This window comes from Streptomyces sp. Sge12, from assembly GCF_002080455.1.
In the GTDB taxonomy this organism is placed as follows: Bacteria; Actinomycetota; Actinomycetes; order Streptomycetales; family Streptomycetaceae; genus Streptomyces.
Genome location: NZ_CP020555.1, coordinates 130,997 through 148,825, shown reverse-complemented (window position 1 = coordinate 148,825; position 17,829 = coordinate 130,997). Strand labels below are relative to the sequence as shown.

18 protein-coding genes are annotated in these 17,829 nt (G+C 73.4%); 11 read left to right on the top strand and 7 right to left on the bottom strand.

Going from position 1 to position 17,829, the window contains the following annotated elements; all coding sequences use genetic code 11:
* Positions 1-523 precede the first annotated feature (523 nt).
* From B6R96_RS00715 to B6R96_RS00705, 3 genes are all read left to right on the top strand, one after another.
* Positions 524-1,837: a helix-turn-helix domain-containing protein gene (locus B6R96_RS00715; protein WP_081521175.1), complete on the top strand. Its 1,314-nt coding sequence runs from the start codon at positions 524-526 to the stop codon at positions 1,835-1,837.
* A gap of 67 nt (positions 1,838-1,904) precedes the next feature.
* Positions 1,905-2,894 carry an aromatase/cyclase gene (locus B6R96_RS00710; protein WP_081521174.1) on the top strand — a complete coding sequence of 330 codons (990 nt, stop codon included), beginning with the start codon at positions 1,905-1,907 and terminating at the stop codon, positions 2,892-2,894.
* Between the two features lie 20 nt (positions 2,895-2,914).
* The gene (locus B6R96_RS00705) at positions 2,915-3,757 is read left to right on the top strand and encodes a hypothetical protein (RefSeq protein ID WP_081521173.1); all 843 of its coding nucleotides are present in this window, start codon (positions 2,915-2,917) and stop codon (positions 3,755-3,757) included.
* Positions 3,758-3,829: 72 nt separating this feature from the next.
* Here the strand turns inward: B6R96_RS00705 and B6R96_RS00700 are convergent, their stop codons facing one another.
* Positions 3,830-4,651, bottom strand: coding sequence for an AfsR/SARP family transcriptional regulator (locus B6R96_RS00700; protein WP_030390795.1), 822 nt, complete (start codon positions 4,649-4,651; stop codon positions 3,830-3,832).
* 139 nt (positions 4,652-4,790) lie between these two features.
* Entirely contained in the window at positions 4,791-4,979 is a 189-nt protein-coding gene (locus B6R96_RS00695) for a hypothetical protein (protein ID WP_081521172.1), read from the bottom strand.
* A 348-nt stretch (positions 4,980-5,327) separates the two neighbouring features.
* On the opposite strand from B6R96_RS00695, the gene B6R96_RS00690 reads away from it, so the two are divergent.
* The 4 genes from B6R96_RS00690 (at position 5,328) to B6R96_RS00675 (ending at position 9,499) form a co-directional block, all read left to right on the top strand.
* On the top strand, positions 5,328-6,728 hold the full coding sequence (locus B6R96_RS00690) for an aminotransferase class V-fold PLP-dependent enzyme (RefSeq protein ID WP_081521171.1): 1,401 nt from the start codon (positions 5,328-5,330) through the stop codon (positions 6,726-6,728).
* Between the two features lie 37 nt (positions 6,729-6,765).
* Positions 6,766-8,340: an acyl-CoA carboxylase subunit beta gene (locus B6R96_RS00685; protein ID WP_081521170.1), complete on the top strand. Its 1,575-nt coding sequence runs from the start codon at positions 6,766-6,768 to the stop codon at positions 8,338-8,340.
* Entirely contained in the window at positions 8,337-8,561 is a 225-nt protein-coding gene (locus B6R96_RS00680; RefSeq protein ID WP_081521169.1) for an acyl-CoA carboxylase epsilon subunit, read from the top strand. Before B6R96_RS00685 ends, B6R96_RS00680 begins: the two co-directional genes overlap by 4 nt.
* Before the next feature lie 131 nt (positions 8,562-8,692).
* Positions 8,693-9,499, top strand: coding sequence for an SDR family NAD(P)-dependent oxidoreductase (locus tag B6R96_RS00675; RefSeq protein WP_081521168.1), 807 nt, complete (start codon positions 8,693-8,695; stop codon positions 9,497-9,499).
* 112 nt (positions 9,500-9,611) lie between these two features.
* Here the strand turns inward: B6R96_RS00675 and B6R96_RS00670 are convergent, their stop codons facing one another.
* Positions 9,612-10,604: an AMP-binding protein gene (locus B6R96_RS00670; protein WP_159396243.1), complete on the bottom strand. Its 993-nt coding sequence runs from the start codon at positions 10,602-10,604 to the stop codon at positions 9,612-9,614.
* Positions 10,605-10,926: 322 nt separating this feature from the next.
* On the opposite strand from B6R96_RS00670, the gene B6R96_RS00665 reads away from it, so the two are divergent.
* From B6R96_RS00665 to B6R96_RS00650, 4 genes are all read left to right on the top strand, one after another.
* A complete protein-coding gene (locus B6R96_RS00665; protein WP_030390254.1) occupies positions 10,927-11,754 on the top strand; it encodes an NmrA family NAD(P)-binding protein in 828 nt (275 codons plus the stop codon).
* Positions 11,755-11,859: 105 nt separating this feature from the next.
* A complete protein-coding gene (locus B6R96_RS00660) occupies positions 11,860-12,495 on the top strand; it encodes a hemerythrin domain-containing protein (protein ID WP_237291261.1) in 636 nt (211 codons plus the stop codon).
* Positions 12,492-12,986, top strand: coding sequence for an anthrone oxygenase family protein (locus B6R96_RS00655; protein WP_237291260.1), 495 nt, complete (start codon positions 12,492-12,494; stop codon positions 12,984-12,986). Before B6R96_RS00660 ends, B6R96_RS00655 begins: the two co-directional genes overlap by 4 nt.
* A gap of 132 nt (positions 12,987-13,118) precedes the next feature.
* Positions 13,119-14,117: an AraC family transcriptional regulator gene (locus tag B6R96_RS00650; RefSeq protein WP_081521166.1), complete on the top strand. Its 999-nt coding sequence runs from the start codon at positions 13,119-13,121 to the stop codon at positions 14,115-14,117.
* Between the two features lie 105 nt (positions 14,118-14,222).
* Here the strand turns inward: B6R96_RS00650 and B6R96_RS00645 are convergent, their stop codons facing one another.
* From B6R96_RS00645 to B6R96_RS00630, 4 genes are all read right to left on the bottom strand, one after another.
* Positions 14,223-14,888: a 4'-phosphopantetheinyl transferase family protein gene (locus tag B6R96_RS00645; protein ID WP_081521165.1), complete on the bottom strand. Its 666-nt coding sequence runs from the start codon at positions 14,886-14,888 to the stop codon at positions 14,223-14,225.
* The gene (locus tag B6R96_RS00640) at positions 14,885-15,721 is read right to left on the bottom strand and encodes an alpha/beta fold hydrolase (RefSeq protein ID WP_107475433.1); all 837 of its coding nucleotides are present in this window, start codon (positions 15,719-15,721) and stop codon (positions 14,885-14,887) included. Before B6R96_RS00640 ends, B6R96_RS00645 begins: the two co-directional genes overlap by 4 nt.
* Positions 15,718-16,191, bottom strand: coding sequence for an SRPBCC family protein (locus B6R96_RS00635; RefSeq protein WP_053168537.1), 474 nt, complete (start codon positions 16,189-16,191; stop codon positions 15,718-15,720). Before B6R96_RS00635 ends, B6R96_RS00640 begins: the two co-directional genes overlap by 4 nt.
* Before the next feature lie 103 nt (positions 16,192-16,294).
* A complete protein-coding gene (locus B6R96_RS00630; protein WP_081521164.1) occupies positions 16,295-17,821 on the bottom strand; it encodes an FAD-binding protein in 1,527 nt (508 codons plus the stop codon).
* Between the last annotated feature and the right edge of the window lie 8 nt (positions 17,822-17,829).

The window sequence follows — 17,829 nt, the reverse complement described above, 5'->3', positions numbered from 1 at the left end:
CCCGCGGCCGCCGCGCGGCACCGCACCCGTCCGCGCCCCCGCGCCCGGCGCCGTGCCCGAGGCCCTACCGGCCGACGGGGACGGCCCGTTGCGCCGCCCCGGCCCCGGCGTCGACCCCGGTCCCGGTCCGGGTGCCTGTGCGGGTTACCGCTTCGGCCAGCCGATGTCGTCGTCCGGCTGCTCCTGTCGCCGTGCCCCGGTGGTCCGCGCAGCGGCCGCCGGGGCCGCGGTGTGTGCGGCGGGCGTCGAGGACGCGCTGGATGCGCACACCGAAGGCCTCATCGTCGACTCCAAGGCGCTGGATACGGGAGGAACAGGGCGCCGGCCCGGTACCGGGCCGGATTCTGGAGAGTCTGCCTCGGCCGGGTCGAGGACCGCTCGAGGAACACAGGAAGCCCGCACGAGATGCGCACGAGAAGGGCCCGGAACCGGTGGCAAAGGTTTGCCCGGCTGTTGCCGCGGACCCTACGCTCGGTGCCGGTTCCCGACAGATTCCTTGCCCGCGACCCCAAGGACACGGCCCATGCTGCGACAGCCCGCTTTCGGACACCGCCTCAAGAAGCTCCGGCTGGCCCAGGGCCTGTCGCAGACGGCGCTGGCCGGCGAGGGCATGTCCACCGGCTACCTCTCCCGCCTGGAATCCGGCGCACGCCAGCCCACCGACCGGGCCGTGGGCTACCTCGCCGACCGACTCGGCCTGCACAGCAGCGACTTCGAGGAGCCCGCCACCGGCTCCCTGGCCCACGCCCTCACCCTGGCCTCCTCCACCGGCTCCCCGGACGCCGTCGTCGCCCTGCGCCGCGCCCTGGCCGCCGAGGCCCACGAGAGCCCCGTACTGCGCTGGCAGGCCCTGTGGCTCCTGGCCCGCGCCGCCCGCCTCCAGGGCGACCACACCACCGAACGCGACTGCCTCACCCACCTGGTGGCCCTCGGCGACGAGGTGGGAGTCAGCGAACTGCGCGTGCGCGGCCTGACCCGCCTGGCCCGCTGCCTGCGCTCCATCGGCGAGATCACCCCCGCCGTGGACGCCGCCGTCCAGGCCCACCGCATCGCCCTGCACGAGGACCTCGGCGTGGAGGACCGCGCCGCCGCCCTGCTGGCCCTGGTCTCCGTCCAGGCCGAGGCCGGCCGCACCGGCGAGGCCCGCGTCCACGCCGACGAACTGACCGCCCTGGTCCAGGGCCGCTCGGACGCACTGTTCGCCGAAGCCATGTGGACCGCCGCCGCCGTCCGCATGCGCCAGGGCGACTACCCCGGCGCCCAGGCCTGCCTGGACGACGCCCTCGAACGCTTCACCAGCCAGGAGGACCTGATCCTGTGGATCCGGCTGCGCCTGGCCGCCGGCCGGCTCCACCTGCAGAAGATGCCCGCCGACCCCGCCCGCGCACAACACCGCGCCGAGGAGGCCGAAGCCGCCCTCGCCCTGGTCGGCACCCCCGCCCTGCGCCAGGACCTGACCGCCCTGAAGGCCGACCTCGCCTTCGCCACCGGCCGCCACGACGACGCCCGCGCCCTGCTCGGCGAACTCGCCGCCGACCGGCCCAGGATGACCTACCGCGGCCAGGTCCGCCTGGAGATCCTGCGCCACCAGCTCCTGATCCTCGCCGGCGACCCGGCCGGCGTCCCGGGACTGCGCGCCCTGGCCCAACAGGCCCAGCAGGACGCCAACATCGACCTCGCCGCCGAGATCTGGCGCGTCCTGGCCGACGCCCTCACCCCACCCACCCCCACCCCCACCGCCCCGACCGCCGCGACCGCCGCGACCGCCCCGACCGCCGCGACCGCCGCGACCGCCCCGACCGCCGCGGCTGCCGCGGCTGCGGCCGTGGGGGGTTGAGGAAGCCTCGAGTCCCCTCGGGCAGGCTGGGCGCACCCGCACACACGATCAGGGGAGGTGGCCCGCCATGCCCTCGCAGCGCGTACGCACGAGCGAGCACACGGCACGCATCGCCGCCCCCGCCGGCGTGGTCTACGGACTGCTCGCCGACGCCGTGCGCTGGCCCCTCCTGCTGCCCGCGCCCGTCCACGTCGAGCGCATCGACTTCGACGGCGTCCGCGAACGCCTGCGCCTGTGGGACGTCGACGGCGAACGGGTCCGCTCCTTCCACCTGAACCGCATCCTGCACCCCCACGCGCGGACCGTCGTCTTCGAACAGGAGGACACCGCCCGCCCCGGCGCACCCACCACCGGCACCTGGACGATCGAGACCGACGGCGACACCCACTGCCGGGTGACCCTGCGCCAGGACCGCACCCCCGAGCGGCTGACCGCCACCACCACCGCGCGCAGCCACCGCGAACAGGACGGCGAAAGCGCCGACCGGATCGCCGACCTGAGAGCCGTCGCCGAGCGCTGGGAGCGCCTGGACCAACTCCTGCTGTCCTTCGAGGACAGCGTCCACCTCCAGGGCCCCGCCGAACTCGTCTACGACTTCCTCCACCGCATCCAGGACTGGCCCGAACGCCTCCCGCACATCGACGCCGTCGACGTCCGGGAGGACGCCCCCGGCGTGCAGATCACCGCCGTCGACACCAGCGCCGCCCCCGACGGACTCACCCGCACCACCCGCGGGGTCCGCCTGTGCTTCCCCGCCGCCGCCCGCATCGTCTTCAAGGAACTCCTCACCCCCGCACCGATCGCCGCCCACACCGGCGAATGGTCCCTGACCCCCGACGGGGACGGCGTACGGGTCGTCTGCGCCCAACAGGTCCTGCTCCACGACCCCCACACCCCCCACAACCGGCAGGACCGGCAGGACCGGTGGGATCCGGGAGCCGCGGGCGGCCTCGCCGAGACCCGCCGCCAGGTACGGACCCGGCTGGGACACGCGAGCACCCGGACGCTGCACCTGGCCGGCTGGCGGGCCCGGACCGCCGTGCGCCGCCTGCGATGAGCACGCCAAGGAGAGCGCCGATGGCACCGGCCCACCCCGCCGCACACGCCCCCGCCCCGCCGCTGTACCTCCAGGGCCCCGAGGGTGTGGAGGGCCCCTGGGACGAGGCGGGGGACCGGCTGGAGGACACCGGCCGCGCGGTCGTCTGCACCACCTGGGGACAGTGGCTGACCGCCGTCCTGCTCGACCCGGGCCTGCGCCCGCTGCTCGGGGACGACTGGCCGCGCTTTCGCCGGACCCCGGCCGCAGCCGGCCGCATCCGCTTCGCCGTCTCGCGCTACGTCATGAAGTACGCCGCCGCCACCGCCCTCGACGTGCCCGTGCACACCGTGGAACTGGGCGTCGGGCCGGACGGGCACCCCGTGCTGCGCGGGCCCGGCACGGGCGTGGAGATCGCCCTGGCCCACACCGGCGAGCTGATCGTGGTCGGCGTCAGCCGCACCGGACGCATACGCCTCCACGCCCAGCCCGCCGACCTCGACCCCCACCGCCTCCTGCCGCGCGGCCACCTGCCCGCGCAGGAGGCCGCCGCCCTCGACGCGCTCCCCGCCACCGAACGCCGCACGCACCTGCTGCGCCTGCTGACCCTGCCGACGGCCCCGACCACGGCGGCCCCGACCACGGCGGCCCCGACCACGGCGGCCCCGACCACGACGGCCCCGACCACGACGGCCCCGACCACGACGGTCCCGACCACGGCGGCGCAGGACGGGGCGACGCAGGACGGCGCGGCCCGGGACCGGGCCGCGCGGGACGGGGCGGTGTTCGCGCAGGAGGCGGCGGGGGAGTGGAGCTTCACCGCCCACCTCGTCCAGGACCGCTACCTGGTCGGCGAGGCGCACCGACCGCGCCCCCGCCCCTGACCGCCCCCGACCCCCGGCCCCCGACCCCCGGGCTCCCCGTCCGGCTCCGGTCCGGCGGTGGCGGGAGCGCTCTCAGGCGGCGAACAGGTCGAAGGTGGAGGTGTGCCGCGGTCCGGCGATCACATCGAGCTGCGGGTCGACGGCCAGCATGGCCTGGTGCAGGCGCTGCAGTTGCGGCGAGGGCTCCACGCCGAGGTCCTCGATCAGACGGGCCCGCAGCCTGCGGTACACGTCCAGGGCGGTCGCCTGCCGCCCCGACCGGTACAGCGCCACCATGACCTGCGAGTGGAGCCCCTCGTGCTGGGGGTGGCGGGCGGTCAGGTCGGTGAGCTCGGCGATCAGTTCGGAGTGCCGGCCCAGCCTCAGGTCGGCGTCGATCCGCCGCTCCACCGTCACCAGACGGCTCTCCTCCAGCCGCAGCACCTCGATGTCGAGGATCGGGCCGACCCGTACGTCGACCAGCGCGGGGCCCCGCCACAGCTGGAGCGCGGCCCGCAGGCGGTCGGCGGAGGTACGGTCGTCGCCCTGCTCGAAGGCGCTGTGGCCCTCGCGGGAGAGGCGTTCGTAGTCGTGCACGTCGACGCTCTCCTCGGGCACCTGGAGCAGGTAGCCGCCGTGCCGGGTGGCCAGGACGTCCTTGGCGCCGCCCGGGGCGTCGGGGCCCATCGCGGTGCCCAGGCGCCGGCGTAATTGCAGGATGTACGTCTGCAGGGTGGTCAGCGCGCTCTGCGGCGGCTGGGTCCCCCAGATCTCCTCCATGAGGGTGGGCACGGGTATCACGCGCCCGGGATACAGCGAGAGCAGCGACAGGACCTGTCTCGGCTTTCCCGCGGACGGAACGATGGATCCCCCGTTGACCTCGGCACTCAACGGACCCAGAACCTGAATCCTCACGGTCTCCCCTCCGTAACTCGTCGAGTTCCCCGGCGATTTTCTGCCACCGGTGGCGGAGGTACTGCCCCCGTGTCGCGCACGCTAGCCGCGGTGGATGTTTTCCATCCCTTTCCTCCAGCGGCTTTCGAGCCGTCTTCGGTTACGGCCAGTCGATCGCGGAGCGGGCCGGGCCGGCGGCCGCACCCGGCGCCACGGGCCAGTCGATCGGGCCGGCCTGGGCCGGGACCACGGGCCAGTCGATCGGGTCGGCCTGGGCGGCCGCGCCCGCGCCGAGCACGGCGGCGCAGACCAGAGCGGCGGTGGCGGCGACGCGGGCGATGTTCCTCATGATGACTCCTCCATGGCAATTGTTTGATTCTTCTTGGCAACTCTTCTGCCAAGAAGCTTGGCAATGCCCGCTCGGGACTCGCTCGGACATCACTCGAGACACGGTGGAGAGCCCCACAAAAAACATGATGACCTGCACGGAAAACCACGATCAACAGCCCGGCAGGACATCGCCGTTCATGGCCCGCCGGGAACGCGGGGAGAAACTCGAGCCTCGCCGGAGCGCCCGCATTCCTGCATTGCCAAAACTGCCAACCGATGGGCAATGTATTGCCAAGCCTATTGGCAATGCCTGTTGAGCGAGGGCCGTGGACAACCGGCGGCCCCACGGCGGGGGGAGGCCCCTGAAATGAACACGCCGACGCAATCCGGGGAACGAACGGCCCACCTGAACACCGCCGGCACCGCCCGGATGCCCGACGCCGTGCACGCCGTACTCGCCCGGGCCACGGCCCTGGAGGACCGCTACGGGCCGGCCGCACTGCGCGGCAGCCCCCCCGGCGCACCGCACCGCCGCGTCCACGCACGCCTCGCCGACCTGCTCGGCGTCCCCGCCGGCCGCACCGTCCTGACCACCGGCGCGGCACAGGCCTTCGAGGCGTTCACGCGCACCACCGTCCTTCGCCCGAGCGACCGGATCTGGACCACACCCCACGAGGGCGTCGCCCACCTGCACGCCCTGCACGCCCTGCGCGAGCGCACCCGCTGCCGGCTGGAGGTGGTCCCGCTGCGCCCGGACGGGGACCTCGACCTGGACTGGATGCGCACCCACCTCGACGAGGACGTCGCCCTGGTCTCCGTCGTCCACCTCTCCGCGGCCTGCGGAACCGTCAACCCCGTCGAGGAGATCGGCCGGCTGCTGGCCCCCCACCGCGCCCAGTACACGCTCGACGCCTCCCACTCGGTGGGCCTGCTGCCCGTCGACGCCCGGCGCATCGGCTGCCGGCTGCTCACCGCGGACGGCTGGCGGTTCCTGCGCGGCCCGCAGGACATCGGATTCGCCTACCTCGCCCCCCACCCCCACGACGACCCGCCGGGCGCCCCGGCCGCGGCGGGGCCCCCGCCCGCCCCCGCCCCCGTCCCGACCGCGGCCGCGGTCGTCGCGCTGGGCACCGCCCTCGCCCACCACGCCCGCGCCGCCCGCTCCCCGCAACCCGACCTCCTGCCCCTGCTGCGCGCCGCCGTGCACCACACCCCGGGGATGGAACTGCTCGCCGCGGGAGGCCGGCAGGCCGGCGTCCTGGCCTTCCGGCACGCCGAGATCCCCGCCGCGGCCATCCGCCGCGGCCTGGCCCGGCGCGGCGTCGTCCTGGCCAAGACCGTCGCGCACGAGCACCCCCTGCACCCGGCCGGCCGGGTCGCCGCTCCCGCACTGCGCGCCAGCGTCCACCACGACAACACCCCGCACGACATCGACCGGTTGCGCCGGGCGCTCGCCGAGGTCCTGCTGGAGGAACGACACGCCGCCGCCGTCCCCGCCCGCGCCGCCGCCGGACCCACCGCCGTACCGGCCGCCGTCCCCGCCCGCGCCGCCGCCGGACCCACCGCCGCACCGGCGCCCGGACCTGCCGGCCGCGCCGCCGCCGTACCCACCGCCGCACCGGCGCCCGGACCTGCCGGCCGCGCCGCCGCGGGACCTGCCGCCGTAGCGGCGCCCGTACCGGCCGGTCCGGGCCCGCAGCCGTTCCCGTACCGCACCGCCCGCCCGGCCCGCCGCCGCGGCCACCTCACCCTGCACCGGACGAACTGAGCCACCGACCCGCCACCGCCCCACCAGGAGGAGCCACATGACCATCACCGACGCGCCACCCGCACCCGCCCCCGACCGCACGGCCGAACTCGCCGCCCTCAAGGCCCAGGCGGTGGCCGGCCCCGACGAACGGGCCACCGAACGCCAGCACGCCAAGGGCAAACTCACCGCCCGCGAGCGGATCGGCCTGCTCCTGGACGAAGGGTCCTTCCACGAGATCGAGGCCCTGCGCCGCCACCGCGCCACCGGCTTCGGCCTGGAGAACAAGAAGCCCTACACCGACGGCGTGGTCACCGGCTGGGGCACCGTGGACGGGCGGACCGTCTTCGTCTTCGCCCACGACTTCCGCATCTTCGGCGGCGCACTGGGCGAGGCCCACGCCGAGAAGATCCACAAGGTGATGGACCTGGCACTGGCCGCCGGCGCGCCCCTGGTCTCCCTCAACGACGGCGCCGGCGCCCGTATCCAGGAGGGCGTCTCGGCGCTCGCCGGCTACGGCGGCATCTTCCAGCGCAACACCCGGGCCTCGGGCGTCATCCCGCAGATCAGCGTGATGCTCGGCCCCTGCGCCGGCGGCGCCGCCTACTCCCCGGCCCTGACCGACTTCGTGTTCATGGTCCGCGACACCTCGCAGATGTTCATCACCGGCCCCGACGTGGTCCGCGCCGTGACCGGCGAGGAGATCACCCAGAACGGGCTCGGCGGCGCCGACGTGCACGCCGCGCTCTCCGGAGTCGCCGCCTTCGCCCACGAGGACGAACCCACCTGCCTGGAGGACGTACGCCACCTGCTGTCGCTGCTGCCCGCCAACAACCGCGAGACACCGCCGCGCGAACCCACCGGCGATCCGGCCGCCCGCCGCACCGACGCCCTCAGCACGATCGTCCCCGCCAACCCGCAGCAGGCCTACGACATCCGCAAGGTCATCGAGGAAGTCGTCGACGACGGAGACTACTTCGAGGTCCACCCCGCCTGGGCCACCAACGTCGTGTGCGCGCTCGCCCGGATCGACGGACACGTCACCGCCTTCGTCGCCAACCAGCCCGCCAGCCTCGCCGGGGTCCTCGACATCCACGCCAGCGAAAAAGCCGCCCGCTTCGTGCAGTTCTGCGACGCCTTCAACATCCCCCTGGTCACCCTCGTCGACGTACCCGGCTTCCTGCCCGGCGTCGACCAGGAACACGGCGGGATCATCCGCCACGGAGCCAAACTCCTCTACGCCTACTGCAACGCCACCGTCCCGCGGATCTCCCTGGTCCTGCGCAAGGCCTACGGCGGCGCCTACATCGTCATGGACTCCCGCTCCATCGGCGCCGACCTCGCCCTGGCCTGGCCCACCAACGAGATCGCCGTCATGGGCGCCGAGGGCGCGGCCAACGTCATCTTCCGCCGCGAGATCGCCGCCGCGGCCGACCCCGACGCCATGCGCGCACAGAAGATCAAGGAGTACACGACCGAACTCATGCACCCCTACTACGCCGCCGAACGCGGCCTCGTCGACGACGTCATCGACCCGGGCGAGACCCGCTCGGTCCTCGCCGACGCCCTCGCCATGCTCCGCCCCAAGTACGCCGACCTGCCGTCGCGCAAGCACGGCAACCCGCCCGTATGACCGCCCCCGAAGCGGCCGGCCCCCGCGCCCCGCAGACCTGGCGGATCCACCGCGGACACCCCGACGCGGATGAGACCGCCGCCGTCCTCGCCGTCCTGACCGCCCTCCTGCTCGGCCGCGCCGAACCCCCCGCACCACCCCCGCCGCCCCCCGCCCCCGCCGCCTGGGACCGCCACCCGCCCGGCCGCCCCCACCGCGCCGGCAGCTGGCGGCCCCACTGAACACGCCACCCCCGCCCGCCCGACCACCCCCCGCCCGGGGGGCCGGGGGCCGCCTCCATCCCCCTTCCGCCGCGCCACGAGTTCCCTGCGCCACGCTGCAACCGGCAGAGTCGAGTGACGGAGGGACGAGAATGACGGCGAAGGCGATGGACAAGGCCCCCGAACGGCCCGTGGCCCTGGTCACCGGAGCCACCAGCGGCATCGGACTGGCCGTCGCCCGGGACCTGGCCGCCCGCGGACACCGCGTGTTCGTCTGCGCCCGCACCGAGGTCAAGGTCAAACAGACCGTCGCCGACCTCCAGGCCGAAGGACTGTCCGTCCAGGGCACCGCCGCCGACGTCCGCGACCGCACGGCCGTCCAGGACCTGGTCGCCGCGGCCGTCGCCGCCTACGGCGCACCCGTCAGCATCCTGGTCAACAACGCGGGCCGCAGCGGCGGCGGCGCCACCGCCCACATCACCGACGAACTGTGGCACGACGTCATCGACACCAACCTCAACAGCGTCTTCCTCCTCACCCGTGAGGTCCTCACCAGCGGCGGCCTCGGCGCCGAACCCTGGGGCCGCATCATCAACATCGCCTCCACCGCGGGCAAACAGGGCGTCCTCCTCGGCGCCCCCTACTCCGCCTCCAAACACGCCGTCGTCGGCTTCACCAAAGCCCTCGGCAAAGAACTCGCCCCCACCGGCACCACCGTCAACGCGGTCTGCCCCGGCTACGTGGAAACCCCCATGGCCGCCCGCGTCCGCACCGGCTACGCCCAGGTCTGGGACACCACCGAGGACTACGTCCAGGAACAACTCGAGTCGAAGATCCCCCTCGGCCGCTACTCCACCCCCCAGGAAGTCGCCGGCCTGGTCGGCTACCTGACCACCGACCTGGCCGCCTCCATCACCGCCCAGGCCCTCAACGTGTGCGGCGGACTGGGCAACTTCTGACCCACCCCCCACCTGACCCACCCCCCACCTGACCCACCCCCACCCCCACACGCACGGCAGGGCCCCCGGACGGTCACCGTCCGGGGGCCCTGCCACGACCACTTGGGCCGCCTCACAACACCTTCGGCGACCCCGACACGTCCCAGGTCATCGCGTGCGGGGCGATCCCCGCCGACCGCCAGGCCGCCGGCACGCCCATGTCCACCGGCTCGTCCGACAGCAGTACGTGCCGCAGCGCCGGCAGCACCGTCCCGCGGGCCGCCGCACCCAGGCGCGCCAGCGCCGACGGCAACTGCGCCACCACCGTCACCTCCTGACGGGCCAGCAGCCGGGCGAACGCCCGCGGGTCGCACGCCGTGTCCCCGTCCACGACCACCGCACGGCCCCCCGACAGCAGCGGCCCCCACATCTCCCGCATCCCCAGGTCCAGGCTCAGCGAGTGGAACCAGGTCCACACATCGTCCAGCCCCGCCCCCAGCATCGGGACACAACCGTCCACCCACGCCAGGACATCCGCGTGAGGCAGCGGCCGCACCGCCAGGGCCCGCCCCGGATCCCCGCCCGCCGGCAGCGCCATGAACGCCGTCCCCGGCGCCACCTCCCGGCGCACCGCAAGCGGAGGCCGCACCGCGATGACGAACCGGCCCGTCTTGACCACCGGGATCTCACCGCCCAGCAGCCCGCAGTCCGAGACCACCACCCACACCCCGGCGTCACGCATCAAGAACTCCTGCAGACCCGCACTGTGCCCGGGCTCCAGCGGCAGCACCGCCGCCCCCGCCCGCAGCACACCCACCACGGCGCCCGCCGTCAGACACGAACGCCGGGCCCGCACCGCCACGGCCGACCCCGGGCCCGCACGCCCCGACAGCCGCCGCGCGATCTCGTCCGCCAGCCACTCCAGTTCCAGATACGTCGCCTGCGCCTGCCCGTCCCGCACGGCCACACGGCCCGGATGACGAGCGGCCATCGCCGCGAAACGGACGTCGATGCGGTCCCGGCGCACCGGCCGCCCGCCCGACGGATCGAGCCCGACCCGTCCGAGCAGCCCGGCCACATCGGCGGACAACCGGTCGAGCTCCGGATGATCCGGAACGGCGTTCATGCGGCCTCCCAGCAGCGGGGTCCAATCAACACCGCAGATGCTGCCCGCCGCCGCATGAGAACCGCTCAAGTCCCGCCGCACACCACCGGCCCCCGGCCCCGCCCAGGACCGCTCGAGACCCGCTCGAAGAAGGCTCCACAACCCGTCCACAACCACTCGGGCCGCCCTGGCCCGCCCCCCGCGGCCATGCCTACGATTCTCGCGCTCATGCCGAAGCCGCCCGCTCACCACCGCGCCCCGGGCCACCACCCGTAGACGCACGCATATGGAACTGAGCTTTGCGGCTATGGCCCGTCTCGCGAGACTGGACTTGACTGTACTCATGACTCAGAACGCGCAGAACACGCAGATCACCCTCGTCATCGGCGGTCACGGCAAGACCGGCCGACGCGTCGCCGAGAAGCTCACCGCCCAGGGCCGCCAGGTCCGTATCGGCTCCCGCAGCGGCACGCCCGCCTTCGACTGGCACGAGCCCGCCACCTGGGTACCGGCCCTCGAAGGCGTCGACCGGGTTTACGTCACCTACTACCCCGACCTCGCCTTCCCCGGCGCCGCCGAACAGGTCGCCGAATTCTCCAAGGTCGCCGTCGCCCACGGCGCCCGCCGCCTGGTGCTCCTGTCCGGCCGCGGGGAGGAGGCCGCCGAGGTCAGCGAGAACAACCTCAAGGCCTCCGGCGCCGACTGGACCATCGTCCGCTCCAGCTGGTTCAACCAGAACTTCAACGAGAGCTTCTTCCTCGAGCCCGTCCTGGCCGGCGAGATCGCCCTGCCCACCGGCGACGCCGTCGAGGCCTTCGTCGACGCCGACGACATCGCCGACGTCGTGGTCGCCGCCCTCACCGACGACAAGCACATCGGCAAGACCTACGAACTGTCCGGCCCGCGCCTGCTCAGCTACAGCGACGTCGCCGCCGAACTGTCCAAGGCCACCGGCCGCGACATCAAGTACATCTCCGTCACCAACGAGGAATACCGCGCCGTCCTGCGCGAGAACGGCCTCCCCGAGGAGTTCGCCGACCTCTTCACCATGATCCTCGACGGCCGCAACGCCCACCTGGTGCACGGCGTCGAAGAAGCCCTGGGCCGGCCGCCCAAGGACTTCGCCGACTTCGCCCGCGAGGCCGCGGCCACCGGAGTCTGGAACGCCTGACCCCACCGGCACACCACTCACCACCGGCTCCATCCCTTTCGCTCCTTGACCGGGCGGCGACTCTGGTACGGCCGCCGCCCGGTACTCGGGGCACAGGAGGTTCCCTTGCCCACGCCCCGGACGTACTCCAGCGAAAACGGACTCGACACCCTCCCCCCGTACTTCCACGGATTCGCCCTGATGCACATCGCCATGCGCCGCGACGCAGGGCGCCTGCGCACCGCCGCCCCGGCGTGGAACGGCGCCGGAACCCCCTGGTGGCAGCAACTGCGCGAAACCATCGAATGGCACCACACCAGCGAGGACGACGTCCTGTGGCCCGGACTGCGCCACCGCGACCCCGACTTCGACGCCCAGGCCCGCGAACTCCACGACGACCACGAGGAACTCGACGCCGCGATGCACGCCGTCTCCACCGCCATCGCCCACCGCGGCGACGGCCTCGTCCGCGCCGCCCAGACCTTCGAAGGCGTCCTGCGCGACCACCTCCGCGACGAGGAACGCATCGTCTTCCCCGTCTTCGAACGCCTCGGAGAGCGCGCCTACCTGGCCGAGGAACGCAAAGTCGTCTCCAGCGCCCCGATGCGCGTCATGACCCACCTGCAGCCCTGGATGTTCGACCAGGCCCCCCGCCGCTCCGTCGCCCACGTCGCCGCGACCATCCCGCCACCGGTCCGCCTGATCGGCTCCACCCTCCTGCAACGGCGCTACACCCGCACCCTGAAGGGGATCCTGAAGTGACCGGCACGAGCACCCAATCGGTGACCCTGGTCGCCGCGACCGTGGGCACCGGCCTCATGGCCGGCCTCTACTTCGCCTTCGACATCTCGGTGATGCCCGGCCTCGGCCGCGGCGACGACCACACCTACGTCACCGCCATGCGCAACATCAACGACGCCATCGACAACGGCCTGTTCGGCCTGCTCTTCCTCGGCGCGTTCCTCGCCACCGGCCTCGCCGCCACCCAGCAGCAGCGCGGCGGCCGCCCCGACGCCGCCCGCTGGGGCTGGATCGCCTTCGCCCTCTACGGACTGTCGCTGGCCGTCACCGCCCTCGTCAACATCCCCCTCAACAACCAGCTCGCCCGCGCCGGCGCCGACGCCGGCACCGCCCGCACCCGCTTCGGCGGCCGCTGGAGCACCGGCAACCTCGTCCGCACCCTCGCCTGCACCGCAGCCCTCGCCGCCCTCGGCCGCGCACTGACCCTGCACGGCCGCGCCTCCGCCACCTAGAACACCCCCGGCCCACCACCGGCCCGTCCGTCCGCCACCGCCCCACCCCCCACCCCGCGAACGGCGCCCGCTCTCTTTCCGTCCCCCGCGGGAGAGCGGGCGCTTCGCCACGCCGTCCGAAAGGATGAGGACATGGACACGCTCACCGGCCTCCTCGAAGGCCCCAAAGCCCGCGGGGCCTTCCTCCTCAAGTCCGTCCTCAACCCGCCCTGGTCCCTGCGCGTCGAGGACCGCGCCCCCCTCTCCGTCGTCACCATGGTCCACGGCGACGCCTGGCTGCTCCCCGACCACGCCACCCCCGTCCTCATCCGCCCCGGAGACGTCGCCGTCGTACGCGGCCCCGACCCCTACACCGTCGCCGACGCCCCCGACACCCCCGTCCAGATCACCGTCGGCCCCGAACAGCGCTGCAACACCACCGAGGGCGAGGACGTCACCGACACCATGGCCCTGGGCGTGCGCACCTGGGGCGAGGCCTTCCAGGACGACGGCTCCGCCATCATGCTCAGCGGCACCTACCAGGCACCCAGCGAGATCGGCCGCCGCCTGCTGACCGCACTGCCGACCATCCTGGTCCGCCCCGCCGAAGCCGCCGACAACACCCTGGTCACCCTCCTCACCGCGGAGATCTCCAAGGACGAACCCGGCCAGGAGATCGTCCTGGACCGGCTCCTGGACCTGCTGCTCATCGGCGTCCTGCGGACCTGGCTCGCCGCCCCCCACAGCGGCGCCCCCGCCTGGTACCGCGCACAGGGCGACCCCGTCGTCGGCCCCGCCCTGCGGCTGCTCCACGAGAACCCCTTCCACGGCTGGACCGTGGAAGAACTCGCCCTCAAGGTCGGCGTCTCACGGGCCTCCCTGGCCCGCCGGTTCACCGACGTCGTCGGCGAGCCCCCGGTCGCCTACCTGACCGGCTGGCGCCTGGCCCTGGCCGCCGACCTGCTGCGCGAACCGGACGCCACCGTCACGGGCGTCGCCCGCCGCGTCGGCTACAGCTCCGCCTTCGCCCTCTCCACGGCCTTCAAAAGGGTCCGCGGCATCAGCCCCCAGGAGTACCGCACCGGCGCAGCCCCCGCCACCGCCCCCCAGGCCGCACAACCGCCCCGCACCGTCGTCCTCCCCGCCCCCTGAACCACCCGCACCCCTGAACCACCCGCACCCCTGAACCACCCGCACCCGCAACGACCCGGCCACCCCCGCCCGGTGGAGGCCGGCCGGCCCCCGGGGAGTCCCCGGTCAGACCCGGGCGCCGGCGTGCACCGGACGCGCCACCGCCGTCACCACCAGACCCCGCCCCGCCAGCCACCGCCCCCCGTACACCGGATCCACCGACGCCGCACCCGCCGGCGGATGCAGCGTCGCCGTGAACGTACCGGCGGGGGAGAGGACCAAGGCCGCATCCCGGAAACCCAGCCAGATGCCCGTCGCCGGATACCACGCCTTGTACGCAGCCTCCTTCGCGGAGAACAGCACCCGCTCCCAGGGCACCGAGTTGTCGGCGGCGGCCAGGTCGGCCAGATGGGCGCGCTCGGCCGGCGAGGTGATCAGGGCGAGGACCCCCCGCGGGAGCGGCCCGGCCGGCTCCGCATCGATGCCCAGGGCCGCCACCACCGCCCGCGGCGCCGCGACCGCCGCCCGGTACCCCTCGCAGTGGGTGATGCTGCCGACCACCCCGGACGGCCACTGCGGGGCCCCGCCCGGGCCCGGCAGCAGGGCCACCGGCTGCCGGCCGAGGTCGGCCAGAGCCCGCCGGGCACACGCCCGCGCCGTCGCGAACTGACGCCGCCGCCGCTCCCGGCGGCCCACCATCAGCGCCGCCTCGGCCGGAAAAAGCGGAGCGGGCGCCGCGTCGTCGAAGGCTTCCGAAGACGTGACGCCCGAAGGCAGGAGTTCCTCGATCATCGCGAGGCGAGCTCCATCGCCGCGGAGACCGCCAGCAGCGGCCGCTCCAGCGGCAGCATGTGCCCCGCACCCGCGACCTGCTCGAACCGGGCACCGGGCATCACCTGCGCCAGAGCCCGCGCCAACTCGATGTCGATCACCTTGTCGGCCTCCCCGTGCAGGACCACCGCCGCCACCGAGCAACCCCCAAGCGCCTCACGCACGTCCCAGCCACGGGTGCAGCGGAAGAACTCCGCCCGCACCCGGGGCACCGCCGCCGAGAACAACTGCCGGTTCACGTCCCGCACCACCGGATCCACGTCCTTGCCCATCGTGGAAGCCAGCAGCTTGCGGCCCAGCCACGGCCGGCGCAGCGCCGCGGAGAAGACGGCACTGCCCATCATCTTCACCTCGCTGTCCGGGGTGTCCTGCCCGTGCCCCGCCGTACCCAGCAGCACCAGCCCGCGCAGCCGGCCCGCCGACGGCGACGTCGCCGCGTAGGACAGCGCCGCGAACCCGCCGCCCGAATGCCCGACGACCACCGCCTCCCGCGCGTCCGTCTCACCCAGGACCGCCGACAGGTCCGCGGCCAGCCGCTCCACCGACACCGGCGTGCGGCCCAGCGTGGACGCGCCGTGCCCGCGCTGGTCGTACAACACCACCCGGTGCCCGGCCCGGATCAGCCGGTCCGCGACCGTGCCCCACACCCGGCGGGTGTGCGCCCAGCCGTGCACCAGGACCACGTCCGCGGCCGCGGGCGTGCCCGCCAGCGGCGCCAGCACCGTCACCTCCAGCGCCGCACCGTCGTCGGTGCGCACCGTCAGCTCGCGCGAGAGGACCGCCGCCACGCTCACCGCGGCACCGCCGACAGCTGCCGGCCCAACGACTCGAACGCGGCCAGCGTCCCCCTGGAATGCTCCGCACCCAGGTCCGCGACCTTCGCCAGCACCTTCAGCCAGCCGTGCGGGCTGCCCGTGAAATGCATCGAGATACGGGTACGGCCGTCCGCCAACGGCTCCAGCCGGAAGCTGCTCGGACCGCGGAACACCCCTTCCACGTACTCGATGTCCAGCCGGCGCCCCGGCTCCACCGCCACCGTCCGCGAGGTGAAGCGCAGCTTCAGCCCCCCGTTGTCGGAACCCTTGGTGTGCACCGTCACGCCCACCAGGCCGCCGACCTCGTCGGGGGCACCGGAGACCGCGGTGAACGTGTTGGCCGGCACCCACCACTTGCGGGCCCCGCGGAACTCCGCGACGAGCGCGTCCCAGACGGCATCCGCCGGGGCGTCGATCACCGCCTCGTCGATCAGGTCGTACGTCGTCATGCCGAAGCCTCCACTGGATACGGGAAAACAAGGAAGCGGCGGGGGCGGGGTCCCTCTCCCCGCCCCCGCCGCCGGGACTTCACAACCGGTCCGGCTCCCGCTGTCAGGCGAAGAAGCCCTGACCGGGGGTGAAGATGTTGTTGGGGTCGAACTTCTTCTTCGCGTTCACGAAACCGGCCCACCGGTTGCCGAAGTGCTTCTTCCAGTCGGCGTTCGACATCGGGATCGAACCCACCAGATAGCGCTTCGCCCCCAGACCCACCGCGATGTCGTACAGCCGCCGGTTCTGGTCGATCATGGCCTGGATGCCGGTCTCACCCGGGTTCGGGAAGCGCAGCAGGTCGAACAGGTAGACCACCGACTCGTTGGGCATCATCGCCAGCGGACGCTTGATCTTCGAGGTGAAGAACGGGTAGAAGAGCAGGAACCCGCCACCGAGCGAGTTCGCGTCCAGCTCCTGCTCCACCCGCTTCATGAACTGCTTGGTCTTCGACGCCGGCAGGAACATGCTCAGCCACGGCTTGGGCGTGTACCAGTGACCGCCCTCCTTCAGCACCGCCTCGTACGCGTCGAGCCGGAACATGTAGTCCCGGAACGCCACGTCCTCGATGATCGCGTCCGCCCGCACGTCCTGCAGACCGCACAGCAACGTCTCCCGGTTGGGCGGCGTCGTGTTGTAGGTGGCGCCGACCTCCAGCTTGTACCGCCAGCCACTGCCGTCCGGCTTCTGCAGCATCTCGCCCGCGTGGACCTGGAACCGGCCGTCGGCCAGCACCTTCTCCGAGTCCGCCAGGTACGTCTCCACGTTCGCGTAGAACAGGCTGAAGATCACCGACCGCTTCGGCGCCGGGACCAGCTTGACCTTGACCCGGACGATGATGCCGACCTGACCGCCGCCCGACAGCGCCGCGTTGAACAACTCCGTGCGCTGCGTCGCCGTCGCGGTGACCAGCTTGCCGTCACCGGTGATGATGTCGATGGACTGCACGGTGTCGCACAGCAGACCGTACCGCTGCACGGTGCCGCCGATACCGCCGATGGAAATGGTCCCGCCCACCGAGATGTACAGGTAGTCCGGCAGCGCCGGCGGGGTCTTGCCCACCTGCAGCGCCGCATCCGTCAGCTGACCCCAGGTCACACCGGCCTCGACCACCGCGTGGTCGCCGCCGATCGACAGGATCTTCGACATCCCCTTCGCATCGATGGAGATACCGCCGGGCACACGCGCCTGCCCGTACACCGAGTGCGACTCGATGTCGTTCCCGGTACCGCCCTGACCGTTGACGGCGACCTTGATGTTGTTCGCCCGGGCATAATTGACGATCTTGACGATGTCGTCCACACCGCCGGGCCGCAGCACGGCCCACGGCTTGCTCGGCGCACCGTCGAAGAGGTGACCGAAGTCGTTGGCGAAGGCGTCGACCACGCCCGGGGTCGTCTCCAGGGTCCCGACCAGCCCCGGCACCGGGACCACATCCGAGTTCCCGGCCGCCTCGGCGGCCGTCGCCCAGGTCTGGGACACCGCATTCCAGCCGACGACCGCGACGGCCGTGGTCGCGATCCCGCCCAGGACCCGGCGGCGGGAGGGCTCGGCGGCGGTGCCCGCGGCAGTTCTGTGGGTGCTGCTCATCTTCGTAC